Source organism: Streptomyces sp. NPDC048419 (genome assembly GCF_043200415.1).
Lineage (GTDB): Bacteria > Actinomycetota > Actinomycetes > Streptomycetales > Streptomycetaceae > Streptomyces.
In genome coordinates this window covers 29,973-49,320 of record NZ_JBICXT010000014.1, presented here as the reverse complement: position 1 = coordinate 49,320, position 19,348 = coordinate 29,973, and the positions used below count along the sequence as shown (strand labels likewise).

The following is a 19,348-nucleotide window of genomic DNA, read 5'->3' as shown; positions in this document are numbered from 1 at the left end:
ACCGTCGTTAGCACTCACTGAGTGAGAGTGCCAGGAGGAAGACAGTGCCGACCTACCAGTACCAGTGCACCGAATGCGGCGAGGGCCTCGAGGCGGTGCAGAAGTTCACCGACGACGCCCTCACCGAGTGCCCCAACTGCAGTGGCCGCCTGAAGAAGGTGTTCTCCGCCGTAGGCATCGTCTTCAAGGGCTCCGGCTTCTACCGCAACGACAGCCGCGGCTCGTCGTCGAGCAGCGCGCCGACGGCGAAGTCGTCGAAGTCCACGGAGTCGTCGCCCTCCTCGGCGTCCTCGTCGTCTGCGAACTCGCCCTCTTCGACCTCGTCCTCGGACTCGAAGTCGAAGCCGTCGAGCACCGGTGCCTCGTCCGGCAGCAGCGCCGCCTAGCACTCACCGGACTCGTCTCACGGGACCCTGCCGTCTTACGACGGTGGGGTCCTCGCTGTTTGCGGTGCCCCTCTCCGGGCTCCGAGGGGGCCGGATAATGTTCGAGCCATGGCGAACGCAGAGATCGGTGTAATCGGCGGCTCGGGCTTCTACTCGTTCCTCGACGACGTGACCGAGGTCCCGGTGGACACCCCGTACGGACCGCCCAGCGACTCCCTCTTCCTCGGTGAGATCGCCGGCCGGCGGGTCGCGTTCCTGCCCCGCCACGGCCGCGGCCACCATCTGCCCCCGCACCGGATCAACTACCGCGCCAACCTGTGGGCGTTGCGGTCGGTCGGCGTGCGCCAGGTGCTCGGCCCGTGCGCGGTGGGTGGACTGCGCGCCGAGTACGGACCGGGCACGCTGCTCGTGCCGGACCAGCTGGTCGACCGTACGAAGTCCCGCGCCGGGTCGTACTTCGACGGGCTGCCGCTGCCCGACGGCACCGTGCCGAACGTGGCGCACGTGTCCCTGGCCGATCCCTACTGCCCCGTCGGGCGCACGGCCGCTCTGAAGGCCGCGCGAGGACAGGACTGGGAGCCGGTGGACGGCGGCACACTGGTCGTCGTCGAGGGCCCGCGCTTCTCGACCCGCGCGGAGTCGCTGTGGCACCAGGCGCAGGGCTGGTCGGTGGTGGGCATGACCGGCCACCCCGAGGCGGCGCTCGCCCGTGAACTGGAGCTCTGCTACACGTCGATGACCCTGGTCACCGACCTCGACGCGGGCGCCGAGACCGGCGAGGGCGTCTCGCACGACGAGGTGCTGCGGGTGTTCGCCGCCAACGTGGACCGGCTGCGGGGCGTGCTCTTCGACGCGGTGGCCGCGCTGCCGGCGAACGAGGACCGGGACTGTCTGTGCACGTCGGCGCTGGGCGGGATGGATCCGGGGTTCGTACTGCCGTGACCTGCGGCGGACAGTGGGCTGCGACCGGGGCCGAGAGGGCGGAACTTCCCGTTCGGGTGAGGGAGTTGTCCACAACCCGTCGGTGATCCACCGGCCTCGGCAGAGATCGGCGCGACGCCTCATCGTGGGTCTGCCGACCCGTTCCCGATGCAAGTGGTGATCCGCATGCCGATCTCTCCGCTCCCTCCGTCCTTCTCCCTCGCCTCGTCGCTCTCCCCCTTCTCGCCGCGATCGCCCGGCTCCGACACCCCCGCCACGTGCGAGGTCCCGCACTTCGCGCCCGTGCGGGTGCGCGGCGGGCGGTACGCGCTGCAACGGCTGGTACGGCACCGGAGGCGGGCGGTGGCCGCCGGGCTCGCGGTGACCGCGGCCGCGCTGGTCGCGGCGGGGCCACGGGATGCCGACGGGGCGCGCGGACATCCGGTCGCCGATCCCGTCCGACGGCACCGGGCCGTTCAGACGGTGTCCGCACCGGTGCGGATCGCCGACGGCGCGACGGTCGCGCTGCTGCGGCCCGGCGACCGGGTGGACGTGGTCGCCGCCCCGCAGACGGCGGCGGGCGGCGACGCCCGGGTGGTCGCGCGCGGGGCGCGGGTGACCAAGGTGCCGGAGCCACTGGACGAGGCGGCCGGCAGCGGGGCCCTGGTCGTGCTCTCGGTGCCCCGTCCGACCGCCGCGCGCCTGGCCGGAGCGGGCGCGACGGCACGTTTGGCGGTGATCGTGTGTTGATCCTGTCAAATCCCTCGTTCCAGCTACGCAATTGGACAGCGCGGCAGCGAGTTGACGTAGGTTGCGGAACTGTTTGTTCCCCGACATGCGCGTGCAACGAGAGGCCCCGAAGTGAGCGAGAAGAAGGATCCGAGCGTCTGGCAGGGCTTCAAAGCCTTCCTGATGCGCGGCAACGTCGTCGACCTGGCAGTTGCGGTGGTCATCGGCGCCGCCTTCACCAACATCGTGAACTCGCTGGTGAAGGGGATCATCAACCCGCTGGTCGGGGCGATCGGCACCAAGAACCTGGACAACTACAGCTCGTGCCTGAGCGGGACCTGCAAGGGCGAGGAGGGCATCCGGCTGCTGTGGGGCTCGGTCCTCGGCGCCACCCTGACCTTCGTCATCACGGCGGCGGTCGTCTACTTCCTGATGGTGCTGCCGATGTCGAAGTACCTGGCCCGCCAGGAGGCCCGCAAGAGGGCGCGGGAGGGCACGCACGAGGTGATCGAGGTGAGCGAGCTGGAGGTGCTCAAGGAGATCCGGGACGCGCTGGTTGCCCAGCGTGGGTCCGGGCACGACGAGCGCTAGCGCAGGCCCCCCACAAGGGTCAGATGTGGTGGGGCGGCTTCTCGTCGAGGAAGCGCTTCAGGTCGGCGGCGGCATCGCCGTCCGAACCGGGTCGCTCGCCCCAGCCACGGTCCGTGTCGTCCGAGGACTGCTGGTCCAGCGGGTCGTCGAAGATCAGCGCCGGCTTCGGGGCACGCGGCTCGGGGGCAGGGGCGGAGGTCATGCCTCCAGGGTACGGGGACCGGAAGGGCCCGCCGCCGGGTCCGCCGAGGCGTCCCCTCCCACCTGGGCTTTCCCGTGAGAATTCCGGCCGCGGCCCGCTGGTGATCACTTCCGTGATCCCTTCGCAGGAATTTCCGCCGCCCATCTGGTGTGCTGGAACGCATGACGAGCAGTTCCACTCCGCCGCCGGCACCCTCCGGCCCGCCGGCGCGCCACAGACCACTGCGCAGGCTCACCGCACGCGGGCGGGACGAGGCGCACCGCGTCGCCTCCTCCCTCGAGCTCTTCTTCGACCTGTGCTTCGTCGTTGCCATCGCCCAGGCCGGCGCCCAGCTGGTGCACGCCCTGGCCGACGGACACGCGGCCGAGGGAATCCTCAACTACGTGATGATCTTCTTCGCCATCTGGTGGGCGTGGATGAACTTCACCTGGTTCGCCTCGGCGTACGACAACGACGACGCGCTCTACCGGGTCGTCACGCTGGTCCAGATCGCCGGCGTGCTCATCCTGGCGGCGGGGATCTCACGCGCCTTCGACCAGCACGAGTTCCTGGGCGTCTGGCTGGGCTACGTGGTCATGCGGCTGGCCATGTCGGCGCAGTGGCTGCGCGTGGCGCGGTCGAGCCGGGGCTCCGAGCGGACGATGGCCCTGCGGTACGCCGTCGGCGTGCTGCTGTGCCAGGTCGGCTGGCTGGGGCTGCTGGTCCTGCCCGAGGGCGCCCGGCCATGGGTCTTCGTGGTGATGGCGCCTCTGGAGATGCTCGTACCGCTGTACGCGGAGAAGGTCCACCCCACGTCCTGGCACCCGCACCACATCGCCGAGCGGTACGGCCTGTTCACGATCATCGTGCTCGGCGAGACCATCGCGGCGGCCACCGTCGCCGTGAAGTCGGGCCTGGACGAACACGACGCGCTGGGCGAGCTGCTGCCGATCGCCGCGGGCGGGCTGCTGATCATCTTCGCCGCCTGGTGGATCTACTTCGTGGTGCCCATCCACGGTCACCTGCGCTCCAACCGGCAGTCGTTCGTCTGGGGCTACGGCCACTACGTGATCTTCGCGTCGGGGGCCGCGATCGGGGCCGGTCTGGAGGTGGCGGTCGAGCAGGCGGTCGGCGAGGCGCACATCTCCAGGCTGTCCGCGTCGGCGGCTGTGACCCTCCCGACGGCGTTGTTCCTGCTCACCGTCTGGGCGCTGCACTCCCGCTTCTACAAGGTGGGCATCGCCCAGCAGCTGGTGCTGCCGACCGCCTCGCTGCTGGTCATCGTCTGCACCTTCCTCGGCGACGGGGCGGTGCTCGCGGCGGGCCTGCTGTGCGGCCTGGCTGTGGCGACGGGAGTGACGCTGACGGCGCGCATGGTCACCCGGGAGCGCGGCGCGAGCGGGAGCGGCGGGGCCGGCGGAGAGCGGGCCACGACGCCCGTCGCGTGACGCGGGCCTCCGACGAGAGCCCCAGCGCCCGGAGCCGCGCGAGACTGACGGCATGACAACTGACGCTCTGACGGACGTCGCCGGGGTGCGGGTGGGCCACGCGACGCGCACCGGCGACGGCTGGCTCACCGGCACCACGGTCGTGCTCGCCCCGGAAGGGGGCGCCGTCGCCGCAGTGGACGTACGGGGCGGCGGTCCCGGCACCAAGGAGACCGACGCGCTGGATCCGCGGAACCTCGTGAGCAAGGTCGAGGCGGTCGTGCTGACCGGCGGCAGCGCCTACGGGCTCGACGCGGCGTCCGGCGTGATGGCCTGGCTGGAGGAGCGGGGGCGAGGGGTGCGGGTCGGGCCGGACCCGCAGCACGTGGTGCCGGTGGTGCCGGCCGCCTGTGTCTTCGACCTCGGCCGGGGCGGGACGTTCTCCGCCCGGCCCGACGCGGCCACCGGACGGGCCGCGGTCGAGGCGGCTGCGGCGGGCGCGGCCGGGGCGGTCGTGGAGCAGGGGTGCGTGGGCGCCGGCACGGGTGCCGCCGTGGGGGCGCTGAAGGGCGGGGTCGGCAGCGCGAGCGTGCTGCTCGGCTCGGGGATCACGGTGGCCGCGCTGGTGGTGGCCAATGCGGCGGGGTCGGCGACGGATCCGGAAACGGGGGTGCTGTACGGGGAGTTGTTCCAGGGACGCGTGGACCACCCGGAGGCGCATGTGCACGAGGCCGCGCGCAGGCGCCTCGCCGAGAGCGCGGCGAGGAACGGGCGCCCTCCGATGAACACCACGCTGGCCGTCGTCGCCACCGACGCCGACCTGACGAAGGCGCAGGCGCAGAAGCTGGCCGGCACGGCACACGACGGCATCGCGCGCGCCGTCCGCCCGGTGCACCTGCTCAACGACGGGGACACGGTGTTCACTCTGGCGACGGGGGCCCACCCGCTCGACGCCGAGAACCCCCTGGCACTGAACGAAGTCCTCGCGGCGGGCGCGGACATGGTGACCCGCGCGATCGTCCGCGCCGTGCGCGCCGCCGAGTCGGTGGAGGGGGCGGGCGGAGTGTGGCCGTCGTACGGGGAGTTGTACGGGAGCGGGTGAGTCCGGGCGGGGTGCGAGGTGCCCCGCGATTGTCCGGGTTTTGTCACGTGATGGCGTTCACGGGAAACGGCGGGAACCTCACAGGCCCGCCGTTCCCTCTTTCTCCACGCACTGGAACGGATCACGCACATCACACGAACCTGGAGCAGCCCGTGACAACGCCGGACATAGCAGCGCGGCGCGCACTGGGGGCCTGTGCCGCCCTGATGGTCGGCGCCCTCACCCTCACAGGCTGCGGCGGCAACGCCAACGCCGACACCAACACCTCTAGCGGCGGCGGGAGTTCGGCGAAGACCTCGACGGCGAAGATCGTCATCTCGGCGAAGGACGGCTCGGACGCCGCCTCGATCAACACGACCGGGGTGAAGGTCAGCGACGGCAGGCTGACCACCGTGAAGATGACGGTGGCCGGGTCGGGCCGTGCCGTGCCGGGCTCGATCTCCCAGAACGGCGTGACCTGGAAGCCGAACGCGCAGCTGGAGCGCGGGACCAAGTACCAGATCTCGGCGACCGCCAAGGACGCGAACGGGCGGACGGCCGCCGCCAACTCCATCTTCACGACGGTCGCTTCGGCGAACAGCTTCATCGGGACGTACACCCCGGACGACGGCACGACGGTCGGCGTCGGGATGCCGGTGTCGTTCGACTTCGACAAGGTGATCACCGACAAGAAGGCCGTGCAGTCGCACATCACGGTCAGCTCCAGCAGCGGGCAGAAGGTGGTCGGGCACTGGTTCGGGGCGCAGCGCCTCGACTTCCGGCCCGAGCAGTACTGGAAGGCCGGCTCCAAGGTCACGATGAAGATCGACCTGGACGGCGTGGCGGGCGCCAACGGCCTCTACGGCGTACAGAAGAAGACGGTCACCTTCACCATCGGGCGTTCGCAGGTCTCCACGGTCGACGTGAACACGCAGACGATGACGGTGGTGCGGGACGGCAAGGTCCTCAAGACGGTGCCGATCTCGTCGGGCAGCCCGGAGCACACCACGTACAACGGGCAGATGGTGATCTCCGAGAAGTTCCGGCAGACGCGGATGAACAGCCAGAGCGTGGGCCTCGGCGGCGAGTACGACATCGCGGACGTGCCGGACGCGATGCGGCTGACGACGTCGGGGACGTTCATCCACGGCAACTACTGGTACAACAAGGGCAATCCGCCCTTCGGCCGGGAGGGCACTAGCCACGGCTGCGTCGGACTGGCGGACGTACAGGGCGCACAGGGCGCCACTCCCGCCAAGTGGTTCTACGACAATTCACTCATCGGGGACGTAGTGGTCGTCAAGAACTCCCCCGACAAGACCGTCGCGCCCGACAACGGGCTCAACGGATGGAACCTGCCGTGGAGCGAGTGGGTCGCGGGCAGCACCGCCTGAGCTGCGGATTCGCCGGGATCGTGGGGCCGTGCGGGAACCTCCCGCACGGCCCGGGCGTTTTCCGTGCGTACGTTTTCTCGGTTCCCGGACATGATGTCCGACCTAGGGGCTACGGTATGCACCCACAAGGTGACATGCAGCAACGCCGGGAGAAGCCTTGAGCGTTCCGTACGAGACGGCAGCGTACGAACCACCCGAGTCGCCCGAGTCTCCGGAGGAGCATCTCGCGCGACTTCTCGGTCGTGCGCTGAACAGCTTCGAGCTGCCGGACGAGACCATACGGCGCCTCGACTGCGCGCTGGCGCACGACGGTTCACTGCACTCCGCGCACCACAGCGCGGGACTGCACCGCGAGACCTACCGCCACACGTGGCTGCTCGCCGACGGCTCGGCGCTCACACTGTGGGAGCTGGTGCACAACACCACGCCGGGCGGCCCCGCCCAGCACGAGGTGTACGTCGACGAGGAGGAGCTGCGCACCGCGACCGCGCGGCTGCCGCTGCCGCCGGACACCGTGGACTTCGAACTGCCGGTGACGGTGCAGCTGTCGCCGATCCCCGCGCCCCGGCACGCGTACGTGCCGGACGACTCGGCGGATCACGCGCGCCGGCTGCTGCGCCGCGCGGAGAACCCGGACCGGCCGGGCGCGGAGACCTCCGCGCTGCTCGCCACCGCGTTCGCGCACCAGATCACGCAGGCCTTCGGGCGCCCGTGCCGAGCAGGCCGCGCCGGGCTCTGCTTCTCGCTCTACGAGCACGCCTTCCTGCTGCGGGACGGCGAAGAGGTCTCGCTCTGGGAGGTCGAGCACACGGTGACGCCCGACGGGCGGCACATGTGCGAGGTCTACGTCAGCGAGGAGGCGGCCCGGGACGCGATGGAGCGACGGGCGGCGCAGGTCTCCTGAGAGCCGGGAGCCCGGCCGCCTCAGCGGCCTTTGAGCTGCCGTACGAGACCGGCGAACGCGGCCTGCTCCGCCGGACTCAGCTCGGTGTGCTCGACATACGGGGCCGAGCGGCGCTGATACAGCAGGGCGCGCGGGCTGCGGCCGGCCGGCCACGGAACCGGACCGAAGTGGCCGCGGCGCGCGAGGCTGATCAGGCCGAAGATCCAGACGGCGGCGGCGAGGGCGAGGATCACCACGCCCATCGACTGGAGGACCGAGACGTGCTCATCAGGCATACGCCCCAGTAGACACCACGGTCCGGGACTTTGGTCCCGGACCGTGACGTATCTCGCAGGCCGTACATGCGCCGCACTTGCCTCTTCGCCGTAGTGATCAACTCACAGGGCACCAAAAGGACATGTGGGGATCTTGCCGGTCAGGCGGCCACCGGCTGCTTCGCCTCGGCCGTCGCCGCGGCCGTGCCGTCCGCCGCACCGCCGGTCGCGGTCCCCGGTGCCGGCTTGCGCATCCCCTTCAGGACGACCACCAGTGCCGTGGTGACACAGGTGCCGACCGCGATGGCGATCAGGTAGAGGAAGGGGTTGCCGATCAGCGGGACCACGAAGATGCCGCCGTGCGGGGCGCGCAGCGTGGCGCCGAAGGCCATCGACAGGGCACCGGTGATCGCGCCGCCCACCATCGAGGAGGGGATGACGCGCAGCGGGTCGGCCGCGGCGAAGGGGATGGCGCCCTCGGAGATGAAGGAGGCGCCGAGGACCCAGGCCGCCTTGCCGTTCTCGCGCTCGGTCTGGGTGAAGAGCTTGCCGCGGACCGTGGTGGCCAGCGCCATCGCGAGCGGCGGGACCATGCCGGCGGCCATGACGGCGGCCATGATCTTCATCGCGGAGTCGCTCGGGTTGGAGACCGCGATGCCGGCGGTGGCGAAGGTGTACGCGACCTTGTTGACGGGACCGCCGAGGTCGAAGCACATCATCAGGCCGAGCAGGGCGCCGAGCAGGACGGCGTTGGCGCCGGAAAGGCCGTTGAGCCAGTCCGTCATGCTCTTCTGGGCGGAGGCGATGGGTTTGCCGATCAGGACGAACATCAGGAATCCGACGATCGCCGAGGAGATCAGCGGGATCACCACCACCGGCATGATGCCGCGCACTGCCGCCGGGATCCTCACCTTCTGGATCGCCATCACCACGCCACCGGCGATCAGACCGGCGGCGAGTCCGCCGAGGAAGCCGGCGTTGATGGTGAGGGCGATCGAGCCGCCGACGAAGCCGGGGACGAGACCGGGCCGGTCGGCCATGCCGTAGGCGATGTAGCCGGCCAGGACCGGGACCAGGAAGGCGAACGCGACGCCGCCGATCTGGAAGAGAAGCGCCGCCCAGCTGTCGCCCTGGGTCCAGATGAAGTGGTCCATGACCGACGGCGCCTTGTTGATCTTGTAGCCGCCGATCGCGAAGCCGAGGGCGATCAGCAGACCGCCGGCCGCGACGAACGGGACCATGTAACTCACGCCGGACATCAGCCACTTGCGCAGCTTGGTGCCGTAACCCTCTCCGGCCTCGCCGGCGCGCTCGACCGGGGTGGAGGGCGCGGAGCCTGAGGTGACCTCGCCGCGCTCCGCCTTCTCGCGGACCTCGGAGATGAGCGCGCCGGGGCGGTTGATGCCGGCCTTGACGCCGACGTCGACGGTCGGCTTGCCGGCGAAGCGGTCCTTGTCGCGCACGGGGACGTCGTGCGCGAAGATCACGCCGTCCGCCGCCGCGATGACGGCCGGGTCGAGCCGGGCGAAGCCGGCCGAGCCCTGGGTCTCGACGGTGACCTCGACGCCCGCCTCGCGGCCCGCGTTCTCCAGCGACTCGGCCGCCATGTATGTGTGGGCGATGCCGGTCGGGCAGGAGGTGACGGCGACGATGCGGAAGGGCTGCCCGTCCGCGGCCGGGGCGCCCGGCACCGGGGCCGCAGCGTCCTCGACGCTCGCACCCGGCGCCGGGGCCGTGCTGCCCGCTGCGGTTTCGGAGGAGGCCGCCTTCGAAACCGCAGCGGAGTCTTCGCCGCCGGCCGCCGCCGGGGCTTCGTCGCCGCGGATCAGCGCTGCGGCGGCGGCCGGGTCGCCCACGGCGCGCAGCGCGTCGGTGAACTCGGCGTTCATCAGCTGCCGGGCCAGCGACGACAGGATCGTCAGATGGGCGTCGTCGGCACCGGCGGGCGCGGCGATCAGGAAGATCAGGTCTGCTGGGCCGTCCGCGGCACCGAAGTCGATGCCGGAGGCGCTGCGCCCGAAGGCGAGCGTGGGCTCGGTGACGTGCTCGCTGCGGCAGTGCGGGATGCCGATGCCGCCGTCCAGGCCGGTGGGCATCTGCGCCTCGCGGGCGGCCACGTCGGCGAGGAAGCCGTCCAGGTCGGTCACCCGGCCCAGGGCCACCATGCGCTCGGCGAGGGCGCGTGCCGCCGCTTCCTTGGTGTCGGCGGACAGGTCGAGATCGACCAGGTCCGCGGTGATCATGTCACTCATCGCGGGCTCCTTAGCACGCGTATCGCCCGGTCAGAAGGGTGGGCGGGGGCGGGGACGGGGACGGGGGTGCTGCGGGGGATTCGGGGGGTGGTCGCATCGGGGACGGAGGGGGCGGGCGCCGCACGAGGGGTGGGCGTGGGGGCCCTGCGAAGGCTCATGACGCCGGCTCCTCCAGTACGCGGTCGACGGGCACGTCGGACGTGACCGTCACCGCCGCGGGGTCCAGGTCGGCCGGGGTCGGCATCACGCTGCCCGGCAGCTGGACGGCCGCCGCGCCGTGCGCCACCGCGGAGGCGAGGGCCTCCGGGCCGCTGCCGCCCGCGATCAGGAAGCCGGCCAGCGAGGAGTCGCCGGCGCCGACGTTGCTGCGGACGGCGTCGACACGCGCGCTGCCGAACCAGGCGCCCGCGTCGCCGACGAGCAGCTGCCCGTCGGCGCCAAGGCTCGCGAGGACGGCGCGCGCGCCCATCTCCCGCAGCTCCTCGGCCGCCTTCACCGCGTCGCCGACGGTGGCCAGCGGCCGCCCGACGGCCTCCGCGAGCTCCTCGGCGTTGGGCTTGACCACGTCGGGCCGCTCGCGCAGTGCCTCCAGCAGAGCGGGGCCGGAGGTGTCCAGCGCGATCCGGACGCCCGCGGCGTGCGCCCGCGCGACCAGGTCGGCGTACCAGGCCGGGGCGAGCCCGCGCGGCAGGCTGCCGCAGCAGGCGATCCAGTCCGCGCCGCGGGACTGGGCGCGCACCGTCTCCAGCAGCAGCTCCTGCTCCTCGGCGGAGAGTTCGGGTCCCGGAGCGTTGATCTTCGTCAGGACGCCGTCGGCCTCCGCGAGCGCGATGTTGGAGCGGGTGGCTCCGGAGATCGGCACCGGCGCGACCTCGATGCCCTGCGCGTCGAGCAGGTCGGCGACGAGGGCGCCCGGCGCGCCGCCCAGCGGCAGGACCGCGACCGTGCGCTGCCCGGCGGCCGCGACGGCACGCGAGACGTTGACGCCCTTGCCGCCCGGGTCCACCCGCTCGCCGGTGGCGCGGACGACCTCGCCGCGCTCCAGGGAGGGGACCTCGTACGTACGGTCCAGGGACGGGTTGGGGGTGACGGTGAGGATCATGCGCGCACTACTTCCGTGCCGCCGCGCTCGATGGCGGTGGCGTCTTCCGGGCTCAGCCCGCTGTCGGTGATCAGCAGGTCCACGTCGCTCAGGTCGCCGAAGCGGGCGAAGTGCTCCTGGCCGTGCTTGGAGGAGTCGGCGAGCAGCACGACGCGGCGGGCCGCGGCGACCGCCGCGCGCTTCACCGCGGCCTCGGCGAGGTCGGGGGTGGTCAGGCCGTGGTCGGCGGAGTAGCCGTTGGCCGCCACGAACAGCACGTCCGCCCGGATCTCGCCGTACGCCCGCAGCGCCCAGGCGTCCACGGCGGCGCGCGTACGGTGCCGCACCCGGCCGCCGACGAGGTGGAGCTGGATGCCGGGGTGGTCGGCGAGGCGGGCCGCGATCGGCAGGCTGTGGGTGACGACGGTGAGCGAGGACTCCAGCGGGATGGCGGCCGCCAGACGCGCCACGGTGGAGCCCGCGTCGAGGATCATCGTGCCCTCGACCGGCAGCTCCGCGACGGCGGCCTTGGCGATCCGGTCCTTCTCGTCCGCCGCCGTGCCCTCGCGCTCGGCGAGGTCCGGCTCGAAGTCGAGTCGCCCGACGGGTATGGCACCGCCGTGCACCCTGCGCACGAGTCCCGCGCGGTCGAGGGCCTTCAGGTCCCGGCGGATCGTCTCCGCGGTCACCTGGAACTCCTCGGCCAGCGACACCACGTCCACCCTGCCGCCGTCCCGGGCGAGCCGGAGGATCTCCTGCTGCCGCTCCGGTGCGTACATGTCCGTTCGCCTCCGACCTGTGCCCGAACTTGTGGTTTCACTCGGAGAGTACGCGCGCATTTCCGAGAAGTAAACGGGTTCGGGCACGATGCAGACACAATCGGGCATCTGTAAGGCTGGGCGCGGAAAAGGCCCGCCTCCCGTACGTCGCACGGGAGGCGGGCCGAGAACTCCTGGTCACCGGCGTCCGATCACCCCACCAGCTCGGGCTCCCCGGCGCGCCCGCCGGAACCGGCGGTGGTTCCGGCGTCGGAACCGGCTTCGGGCCCGGCGGTCGAGGTCTCGGCCGCCTGCCCGTCCTCGCCGCCCTCCAGAGGCTGCGCCGACCGCTTCGGCAGGGCGAACATCAGCAGGAAGATGGCGGCCATGACGCCCGCGACCCAGCCCAGCGCGTGCTGGAAGGCGTTCACGAAGGCCGGCCCCACCTGGTCCGGCGTCAGGCGGTCGCCGATCTCACCGAAGAACACGACCGACACGAGCCCGAGTCCGAGCGCGTTGCCCATCTGCTGCACGGTGTTGATCAGCCCCGACGCCGACCCGGCGTGCTCACGCGGGACCCCCGACAGCACGGCGTCCGTCAGCGGCGCGACGATCAGGCCCATGCCGACGCCCATCACGACCAGCGGCAGCGCCATCTGCCAGGAGGCGATTGCGGTGCCGTAGCGGCCGGACTCCCAGATGTAGAGCAGGACGCCCGCCGCCATCAGCAGTGCGCCCGCCTGAAGCACCCGGCGGCCGAAGCGCGGCACCAGCTGCTGCACGGACAGGCCCGCCGCCGTGGAGACCGCGATCGAGAACGGCACACCGGTCAGCCCCGCCCGCAGCGGGCTCCAGCCCAGGCCGATCTGCATGTACAGCGTCCACACCAGGAAGAACACACCGAGCGCGACCCCGAAGACGGTCTGCACGGCGATACCGGCCGCGAAGCTCTTCACGCGGAACAGGGAGAGCTCGACCAGCGGCGAGCCGTCCCGGGCCGCCTTGCGCCGCTCGTACATCACCAGCGCCGCGAAGACGACGAGCGCGCCGGCCATCGATGCGTAGCCCCACAGCGGCCAGCCCAGCTCACGGCCGCGGGTCAGGGGGTAGAGCAGCATCGTCAGGCCGAGGGTGAGCAGCGCGACGCCGACCAGGTCCAGCTTCAGCGCCCGCGGGGCCTTCGACTCGGTGATGTAGCGGCTGCCCAGGATGAGGGCCGCGATCCCGACCGGGAGGTTGATGAGGAAGATCGGCCGCCACTCCAGACCGAACAGGTTCCACTCCGTCAGCAGCGCGCCGAGCAGCGGACCCGAGACGGCCCCCAGCCCCACGATGGCGCCGAACAGGCCGAACACCTTGCCCCGTTCGTGCGCCGGGAAGGTGGCGTGCACGATCGACAGGACCTGCGGCACCATCAGCGCCGCCATCGCGCCCTGCAGGATGCGGGAGGCGACCAGCATCTCCGGGTTCGCCGCGAAGCCGCACAGCGCCGACGCGAGCGTGAAGCCGCCGATCCCTATGAGGAACAGCCGCTTGCGGCCGTGGATGTCGCCGAGCCGCCCACCGGTGATCAGACCGGCGGCGAACGCGAGCGCGTAGCCGGCGGTGATCCACTGGATCTGGCTGACGGACGCCCCGGCGTCGCGCTGGATGGACGGGATCGCGATGTTGACGATCGTGACGTCGACCAGGTCCATGAAGGCCGCGGTCATCACGATGGCGAGAGCGAACCAGCGGCGGCGGTCCGTCGTGCCGGCGGGGCTTTCCCCGAGGGTTTCGGTGGAGGTCATACATCGAAGTTACGACCCCAGTAGGACAGGTTGTGTCCTACTGGGCAGGCATCCTCGAATTCGACACGGCAGAACAGATGACGGAGGAGAACCCATGACGACCGACACCCCGGCCCGGCTCCTCCAGCTCCTCTCCCTTCTCCAGACCCCGCGCGAATGGCCGGGCGGCGAGCTCGCCGACCGGCTCGGGGTGTCCCGGCGCACCGTGCGGCGCGACGTCGACCGGCTGCGTGAGCTGGGCTATCCGGTGCAGGCGACCATGGGCTCCGACGGCGGCTACCGGCTGGTCGCGGGCAAGGCGATGCCGCCGCTCGTACTCGACGACGAGGAGGCGGTGGCGATCGCGGTCGGGTTGCGGGCGGGCGCCGGGCACGCCCTGGAGGGCGTGGACGAGGCGTCCGTACGGGCCCTGGCCAAGCTGGAGCAGGTACTGCCCTCGCGCCTGCGCCACCGCGTCTCCACCCTTCAGGCCGCGACCACTCCGCTGACCAGCGGGGACGGTGCGAGCATCGCGCCCGAGACGCTGACCGTGATGGCGTCCACGGTCGCCGGCCGGGAGCGGCTGCGGTTCGCCTACCGCGCCGGCGACGGCAACGAGTCGCGCCGTCTGACCGAGCCCCACCGGCTCGTCTCGACCGGGCGCCGCTGGTACCTCGTCGCCTACGACGTCGACCGCGCCGACTGGCGAACGTTCCGCGTCGACCGGGTGAGCGAGCCCTTCGCGACCGGCGCGCGGTTCGCCCCGCGCGAGCTGCCGACCGGCGACGCGGCGGAGTATCTGCGGCGTTCGATGCAGCGGCACCAGGAGTCGTACGACTTCGAGGTGACGTTCGCCGCGAGCGCGGAGGCGGTCGCGGCCCGGGTCCCGTCGTGGCTGGGCGTACCGGAGCCCCTGGACGACGACACCTGCCGGCTGCGCGGGCGGACCGGCGACGCGGTGGAGTGGCTGGCGGCCCGGCTCGCCCTGCTGGGCTTCGACTTCACGGCCCGTCAGCCGGTGGAACTGGTGGAGTGCGTACGGGAGTTGGGAGCCCGCCTGACACGGGCGGCGGGTGAGTGAACCCCCCTCTCACCGCACCCGACCGGGCCTGCCCGCACGACACGGACCGCACCCCACCGGGCTCGCCCGGACGACACTGGGCCCGCCCGCACGACACGGACCGCACACCCCACCGGGCTCGCCCGGACGACACTGGGCCCGCTCGCACGACAGGGGCCGGGCCCCACCGAACCGCCCGCGCAACCCCACACCGGGCCCGCCCGCGACACCGACCGGATCCATCCGCGCGCCACCCCACCGGCCCCGCACAACACCGACCGAGCCCGCCCCCGCTACTCCCCCACCAGCTCCGTCCACGGGAACTCCCGCAGTGCGGCCAGATTGCGCAGCGCCAGGGTCGCCGGTCCCTCCGGGCCGCTCGCCGGGGCCGTGCCGGCCGCCCAGGTTTCGACGGCCACGCGTACGGCCGCGCCGGCGACGGCTGCGGCGAAGCGCAGTGGAGAGGAGCCCCCGGCGCCACCCCCCTCGCCGCCGAGCCCACCGACCGCCTCACCGACGGCCTCGCTGCCAACGTTGTCGCGCCCGCCCTGCGCGACCCGCTCCGCCAGCGCCCCGGCCAGCTCCGCCTCCGCCGCGTGGCAGACCTCCGCCCACACCTTGCCCAACGCGGGGCTGGTGTCGGTGAGGCGGATCAGGGTGCGGACCAGCTCCCAGGAGGCCGCGGAGACTCCCGCGCCCGGCGTAAGGGTGTGGCGTGCCGCGTGCTCCAGGACCTGCGGGAGGGACAGTCCGTCCGGGGCGGCGGCGACCGCCTCCGTCCAGCGCCGTGCGCCCGCCGCGTAGAGGGGCGCGATGGCCTCCTCCTTGGACGCGAAGTAACGGTAGAACGTGCGCGGGGCGATCCCGGCGGCCTGGGCGATGTCCTCGGCGCGGGTGGCACGCAGCCCCTGCCTGACGAACAGTCCCGCGGCCGCCCGGGCGATCTCCATCCGGGTCGCGGCCTTGCGCCGCTCGGTGAGGGAGGTCTGCGCCGCCGAGGCGGAGCGGGAGTTCGGTGCGGGGGTGGGGCTGCTCACACCGGCAGGCTATGCCGCTGTGGCACAATCTGCCATTCGGCGGGCCACCCCGGGGTTCAGGTTCGGGGTGCCCCGCCCACCAGCATGCCCGCACAAAAGGAGCCGGGCCTCGGCACCCGGGGGGAAGGCGCCGAAGCCCGGCTCTGGGAGAGTCCCGGCGCCGGGGGGGATGTGCGTCGGGACGCGGTTCAGGGGGTGGGTACGGGCCGAACTCCTGTGCCCACAAGTCTTTTTCCCTTGGTTACTACACTTGAAGCGGCGTTACAGCGCCATGTTTGCGCGGTCTTCCGCCACCGGGCGTGCGCGGCGCCGGGCGTTGTACGCCGCCCGGCGCTCCGAAAGCCGCACGCGTCCCGCCCGGTCTCAGGCCACCGCTTCGAAGCCGGTGTCGCGCGCCAGCTTCTTCAGCTCCAGCAGAGCGTGCTTCTCGATCTGGCGGATCCGCTCACGGGTGAGGCCGTGCTCCTTGCCGACCTCCGTCAGCGTGCGCTCGCGGCCGTCGTCGATGCCGTAGCGCATCTTGATGATGGAGGCCGTGCGCGGGTCGAGGCGGCCGATGAGGTGGTCGAGCTCCTCGCTGCGCAGCAGCGTCAGCACGGACTGCTCGGGGGAGACGGCCGAGCTGTCCTCGAGCAGGTCGCCGAACTGGGTCTCGCCCTCGTCGTCCACCGGCATGTTCAGCGAGACCGGGTCGCGGGCCCAGTCCAGCACGTCGGTCACCCGGTCCGGGTTCGAACCCAGCTCGGCGGCGATCTCCGCGTGCTCCGGGTCGCGGCCGTGCTCGCGGTTGAACTCGCGCTGCACACGGCGGATCCGGCCCAGCTCCTCCACCAGGTGGACGGGCAGGCGGATGGTGCGCGACTGGTCCGCTATCGAGCGGGTGATGGCCTGACGGATCCACCACGTCGCGTACGTGGAGAACTTGAAGCCCTTGCGGTAGTCGAACTTCTCGACCGCGCGCACCAGACCGGCGTTGCCCTCCTGGATCAGGTCGAGCAGGGGCAGACCGCTACGGGGGTAACGGCGGGCCACGGCCACGACCAGGCGGAGGTTGGAGCGGATGAAGATGTCCTTGGCCCGCTCACCTTCGGCGACCAGGGCCTCGAGCTCCTCACGGGTGGCCTCGGCCTGGGACTCCTCGAACCCCTCGAGAACCTGTCGCGCGAACACACCCGCCTCGATGACCTGGGACAGCTCGACCTCCTTGGCGGCGTCGAGCAGCGGTGTGCGCGCGATCTCGTCGAGATACATCCCGACCAGGTCACGGTCGGCGATCTCGCCGGCGCGGGCGCGAACACTGCTTGCCGCGCCAGTCTCGCCGTTGGCGGACTGACGACGGGCGACGGCACGGGTTGCCATGCGTGCTCCCTTGCGATGGTGGGCTGGCGGGTGGTCCTTCGGACGCCGGGCACTCGCCGTCGAGTACCTCTGAGCACCCTTCTCGGGTGCCCTGCTTCCGTAGGAAACAACGACTGGAATCCGGACAGAATTCCCAACCAGGCCCCTTGTTTTTCTGATCATGCAGTACCCTGTCCGGCCACATGAGGAGGTCTGGTGGCGTCGAAGCGTTCAGAGGTGCAGGTCAGACCGGGAGCCGAAGCGGACCTCGAGGCCCTCACCGACATCTACAACCACTACGTGCGTGAGACGCCCATCACTTTCGACACCGCCGTTTTCACTTCCGAGGAGCGCCGCCCGTGGCTGCTCTCCCACCCTGAAGACGGCCCATACCGCCTGATGGTTGCCACGGACGGTGACACACAGGAAATTCTGGGCTACGCCACATCCAGCCCTTATCGCACCAAGCACGCCTACGCGACCTCGGTGGAGGTCACCGTCTACCTCGCCGCGCACGCGGGCCGCCGCGGCATCGGCACACTGCTGTACCAGGCGCTCTTCGAGGCCCTCGCGGACGAGGACCTGCACCGCGCCTACGCGGGCATCGCACTGCCCAACGAAGCGTCCACGCGGCTGCATGAACGCTTCGGATTCCGCCATCTCGGCACCCACCGCGAGGTGGGCCGCAAGTTCGGGCGGTACTGGGACGTGGCCTGGTACGAGAAGGAGCTGTAGGACCGAAGGCGCGGGACCGCAAGCGGCCTCAGCCGAACTGCACCGACCGCTTCGCGAGCCCCATCCAGAACCCGTCGATCACCGACTTCTGCGCGCCCAGCTCACCGGCCGCGTCCGCGGCGCCCATCGTCACGAAGAGCGGGGCGAAGTGCTCGGTGCGCGGGTGGGCGAGCCGGCCGGCCGGCGACTTGTGCAGGAAGTCGAGCAGCGCGTCCACGTCGCCGTCGTCCAGCATGCGGTGGCCCCAGGCATCGAACTCGGCCGACCAGCCCGGCACCCCGGCGCCCACATGGCGCAGCGCGGCCAGGTTGTGGGTGAAGAAGCCGGAACCGACGATCAGCACGCCCTCGTCGCGCAGCGGCGCGAGCCTGCGGCCGATCTCCATCAGCCGCACCGGGTCGAGGGTCGGCATGGAGATCTGCAGCACCGGGATGTCGGCGGCCGGGAACATCTCGACGAGCGGGACGTAGGCGCCGTGGTCCAGGCCCCGGTCCGGGATGTCCTGCACAGGCGTGCCGGGGGCGCGCAGCAACTTCCGTACGGACGCGGCGAGTTCGGGGGCGCCCGGCGCCCCGTACGTCACCCGGTAGTAGTGCTCGGGGAAGCCCCAGAAGTCGTGGACGAGCGGGACCGTCTCCACCGCGCCCAGCGCGAGGGGGGCCTCCTCCCAATGGGCGGAGACCATCAGGATCGCCTTGGGGCGGGGCAGGCCGGCGGACCAGGCGGCGAGCTCGCCGGGCCAGACCGGGTCGTCCGCGAGCGGCGGGGCGCCGTGGCTGAGATAGAGGGCGGGCATGCGCTCCTGAGTGGCGGCGGACATGACGGCGACTCCCTCCGGAGCAATTGCTTGAACTCTAAAACTTTCTCCCGCAGAGCCTACGCTCCGTTCGTTTAAGTTTCAAGGAGAGCTGGTTACAGTGGACGCATGAACACCGCACCCGCACGCTGGCTGAGCGACGACGAGCAGCGCATCTGGCGTTCGTATCTGCACGCCACCACGCTCCTCGAGGACCACCTCGACCGCCAGCTCCAGCGGGACGCGGGCATGCCGCACATCTACTACGGGCTGCTGGTCGGGCTCGCCGAGGCCCCTGGGCGGCGACTGCGGATGACCGAGCTGGCGATGAAGTCGAAGATCACCCGCTCCCGGCTCTCGCACGCGATCGCGCGGCTGGAGAAGAACGGCTGGGTGCGGCGCGAGGACTGCCCCTCCGACAAGCGGGGCCAGTTCGCGGTGCTGACCGACGCGGGCGCCGAGATCCTGGCCCGCACCGCGCCGGGCCATGTGGCGGCGGTACGGCAGGCGGTGTTCGAGCGGCTCACCCCCGAGCAGCTGAAAACCCTCGGCGAGATCATGCAGATCGTCGCCGAGGGCCTCCAGCCCGGTGATGCGGGCGCAGATCTGCCCTGGCTCCGCTGAACCGCTCATTCAGCAGACCAGGGCAGATCC

The 19,348-nt window shown here is 71.6% G+C and carries 20 protein-coding genes; 11 read left to right on the top strand and 9 right to left on the bottom strand.

Annotated features, from left to right (window positions below; all coding sequences use genetic code 11):
* Nucleotides 1-44: 44 nt before the first annotated feature.
* The 4 genes from ACGFYN_RS27200 to mscL all read left to right on the top strand — a co-directional run bounded on the left by ACGFYN_RS27200 (nt 45) and on the right by mscL (nt 2,627).
* Nucleotides 45-386, top strand: coding sequence for an FmdB family zinc ribbon protein (locus ACGFYN_RS27200; protein ID WP_393868492.1), 342 nt, complete (start codon nt 45-47; stop codon nt 384-386).
* Between the two features lie 108 nt (nt 387-494).
* Nucleotides 495-1,328 (top strand): S-methyl-5'-thioadenosine phosphorylase, encoded by an 834-nt coding sequence (locus tag ACGFYN_RS27195; protein WP_393868491.1) that lies wholly within the window; start codon nt 495-497, stop codon nt 1,326-1,328.
* A gap of 165 nt (nt 1,329-1,493) precedes the next feature.
* Nucleotides 1,494-2,057 (top strand): hypothetical protein, encoded by a 564-nt coding sequence (locus tag ACGFYN_RS27190; RefSeq protein ID WP_393868490.1) that lies wholly within the window; start codon nt 1,494-1,496, stop codon nt 2,055-2,057.
* A 111-nt stretch (nt 2,058-2,168) separates the two neighbouring features.
* Nucleotides 2,169-2,627, top strand: a complete 459-nt coding sequence (mscL, locus tag ACGFYN_RS27185) for a large conductance mechanosensitive channel protein MscL (protein WP_393868489.1) — start codon at nt 2,169-2,171, stop codon at nt 2,625-2,627.
* A 19-nt stretch (nt 2,628-2,646) separates the two neighbouring features.
* Here the strand turns inward: mscL and ACGFYN_RS27180 are convergent, their stop codons facing one another.
* The gene (locus ACGFYN_RS27180; protein ID WP_393868488.1) at nt 2,647-2,829 is read right to left on the bottom strand and encodes a hypothetical protein; all 183 of its coding nucleotides are present in this window, start codon (nt 2,827-2,829) and stop codon (nt 2,647-2,649) included.
* Between the two features lie 161 nt (nt 2,830-2,990).
* On the opposite strand from ACGFYN_RS27180, the gene ACGFYN_RS27175 reads away from it, so the two are divergent.
* The 4 genes from ACGFYN_RS27175 (at nt 2,991) to ACGFYN_RS27160 (ending at nt 7,614) form a co-directional block, all read left to right on the top strand.
* Nucleotides 2,991-4,256 (top strand): low temperature requirement protein A, encoded by a 1,266-nt coding sequence (locus ACGFYN_RS27175; protein ID WP_393868487.1) that lies wholly within the window; start codon nt 2,991-2,993, stop codon nt 4,254-4,256.
* 52 nt (nt 4,257-4,308) lie between these two features.
* Complete coding sequence (locus ACGFYN_RS27170; protein WP_393868486.1) at nt 4,309-5,337, top strand: P1 family peptidase; 1,029 nt, start codon at nt 4,309-4,311, stop codon at nt 5,335-5,337.
* 152 nt (nt 5,338-5,489) lie between these two features.
* A complete protein-coding gene (locus tag ACGFYN_RS27165; protein ID WP_393868485.1) occupies nt 5,490-6,710 on the top strand; it encodes an Ig-like domain-containing protein in 1,221 nt (406 codons plus the stop codon).
* A gap of 157 nt (nt 6,711-6,867) precedes the next feature.
* On the top strand, nt 6,868-7,614 hold the full coding sequence (locus tag ACGFYN_RS27160; RefSeq protein ID WP_393868484.1) for a DUF6227 family protein: 747 nt from the start codon (nt 6,868-6,870) through the stop codon (nt 7,612-7,614).
* A gap of 20 nt (nt 7,615-7,634) precedes the next feature.
* Here ACGFYN_RS27160 and ACGFYN_RS27155 read toward each other — a convergent pair whose 3' ends face one another.
* The 5 genes from ACGFYN_RS27155 to ACGFYN_RS27135 form a co-directional block, all read right to left on the bottom strand.
* The gene (locus ACGFYN_RS27155) at nt 7,635-7,889 is read right to left on the bottom strand and encodes a hypothetical protein (protein WP_393868483.1); all 255 of its coding nucleotides are present in this window, start codon (nt 7,887-7,889) and stop codon (nt 7,635-7,637) included.
* Between the two features lie 140 nt (nt 7,890-8,029).
* Nucleotides 8,030-10,120 carry a fructose-specific PTS transporter subunit EIIC gene (locus ACGFYN_RS27150; protein ID WP_393868482.1) on the bottom strand — a complete coding sequence of 697 codons (2,091 nt, stop codon included), beginning with the start codon at nt 10,118-10,120 and terminating at the stop codon, nt 8,030-8,032.
* 154 nt (nt 10,121-10,274) lie between these two features.
* Complete coding sequence (gene pfkB / locus ACGFYN_RS27145) at nt 10,275-11,222, bottom strand: 1-phosphofructokinase (protein ID WP_393868481.1); 948 nt, start codon at nt 11,220-11,222, stop codon at nt 10,275-10,277.
* A complete protein-coding gene (locus tag ACGFYN_RS27140) occupies nt 11,219-11,980 on the bottom strand; it encodes a DeoR/GlpR family DNA-binding transcription regulator (RefSeq protein WP_393868480.1) in 762 nt (253 codons plus the stop codon). The genes pfkB and ACGFYN_RS27140 overlap by 4 nt, the downstream gene beginning before the upstream one ends.
* Nucleotides 11,981-12,171: 191 nt before the next feature.
* Complete coding sequence (locus tag ACGFYN_RS27135; protein ID WP_393868479.1) at nt 12,172-13,749, bottom strand: MFS transporter; 1,578 nt, start codon at nt 13,747-13,749, stop codon at nt 12,172-12,174.
* 94 nt (nt 13,750-13,843) lie between these two features.
* Between ACGFYN_RS27135 and ACGFYN_RS27130 the strand changes: the two genes are divergently transcribed.
* The gene (locus ACGFYN_RS27130) at nt 13,844-14,809 is read left to right on the top strand and encodes a helix-turn-helix transcriptional regulator (protein WP_393868478.1); all 966 of its coding nucleotides are present in this window, start codon (nt 13,844-13,846) and stop codon (nt 14,807-14,809) included.
* Between the two features lie 272 nt (nt 14,810-15,081).
* Here the strand turns inward: ACGFYN_RS27130 and ACGFYN_RS27125 are convergent, their stop codons facing one another.
* Nucleotides 15,082-15,825 carry a TetR/AcrR family transcriptional regulator gene (locus tag ACGFYN_RS27125; RefSeq protein WP_393868477.1) on the bottom strand — a complete coding sequence of 248 codons (744 nt, stop codon included), beginning with the start codon at nt 15,823-15,825 and terminating at the stop codon, nt 15,082-15,084.
* A gap of 363 nt (nt 15,826-16,188) precedes the next feature.
* Nucleotides 16,189-17,184: an RNA polymerase sigma factor RpoD/SigA gene (locus tag ACGFYN_RS27120; RefSeq protein ID WP_393868476.1), complete on the bottom strand. Its 996-nt coding sequence runs from the start codon at nt 17,182-17,184 to the stop codon at nt 16,189-16,191.
* A gap of 195 nt (nt 17,185-17,379) precedes the next feature.
* On the opposite strand from ACGFYN_RS27120, the gene ACGFYN_RS27115 reads away from it, so the two are divergent.
* Nucleotides 17,380-17,898, top strand: a complete 519-nt coding sequence (locus tag ACGFYN_RS27115; RefSeq protein ID WP_393868475.1) for a GNAT family N-acetyltransferase — start codon at nt 17,380-17,382, stop codon at nt 17,896-17,898.
* Nucleotides 17,899-17,926: 28 nt separating this feature from the next.
* On the opposite strand, the gene ACGFYN_RS27110 is transcribed toward ACGFYN_RS27115, so the two are convergent.
* Entirely contained in the window at nt 17,927-18,718 is a 792-nt protein-coding gene (locus ACGFYN_RS27110; protein WP_393868474.1) for a dioxygenase, read from the bottom strand.
* Nucleotides 18,719-18,823: 105 nt separating this feature from the next.
* On the opposite strand from ACGFYN_RS27110, the gene ACGFYN_RS27105 reads away from it, so the two are divergent.
* Complete coding sequence (locus ACGFYN_RS27105) at nt 18,824-19,318, top strand: MarR family winged helix-turn-helix transcriptional regulator (RefSeq protein ID WP_393868473.1); 495 nt, start codon at nt 18,824-18,826, stop codon at nt 19,316-19,318.
* Nucleotides 19,319-19,348: the final 30 nt, after the last annotated feature.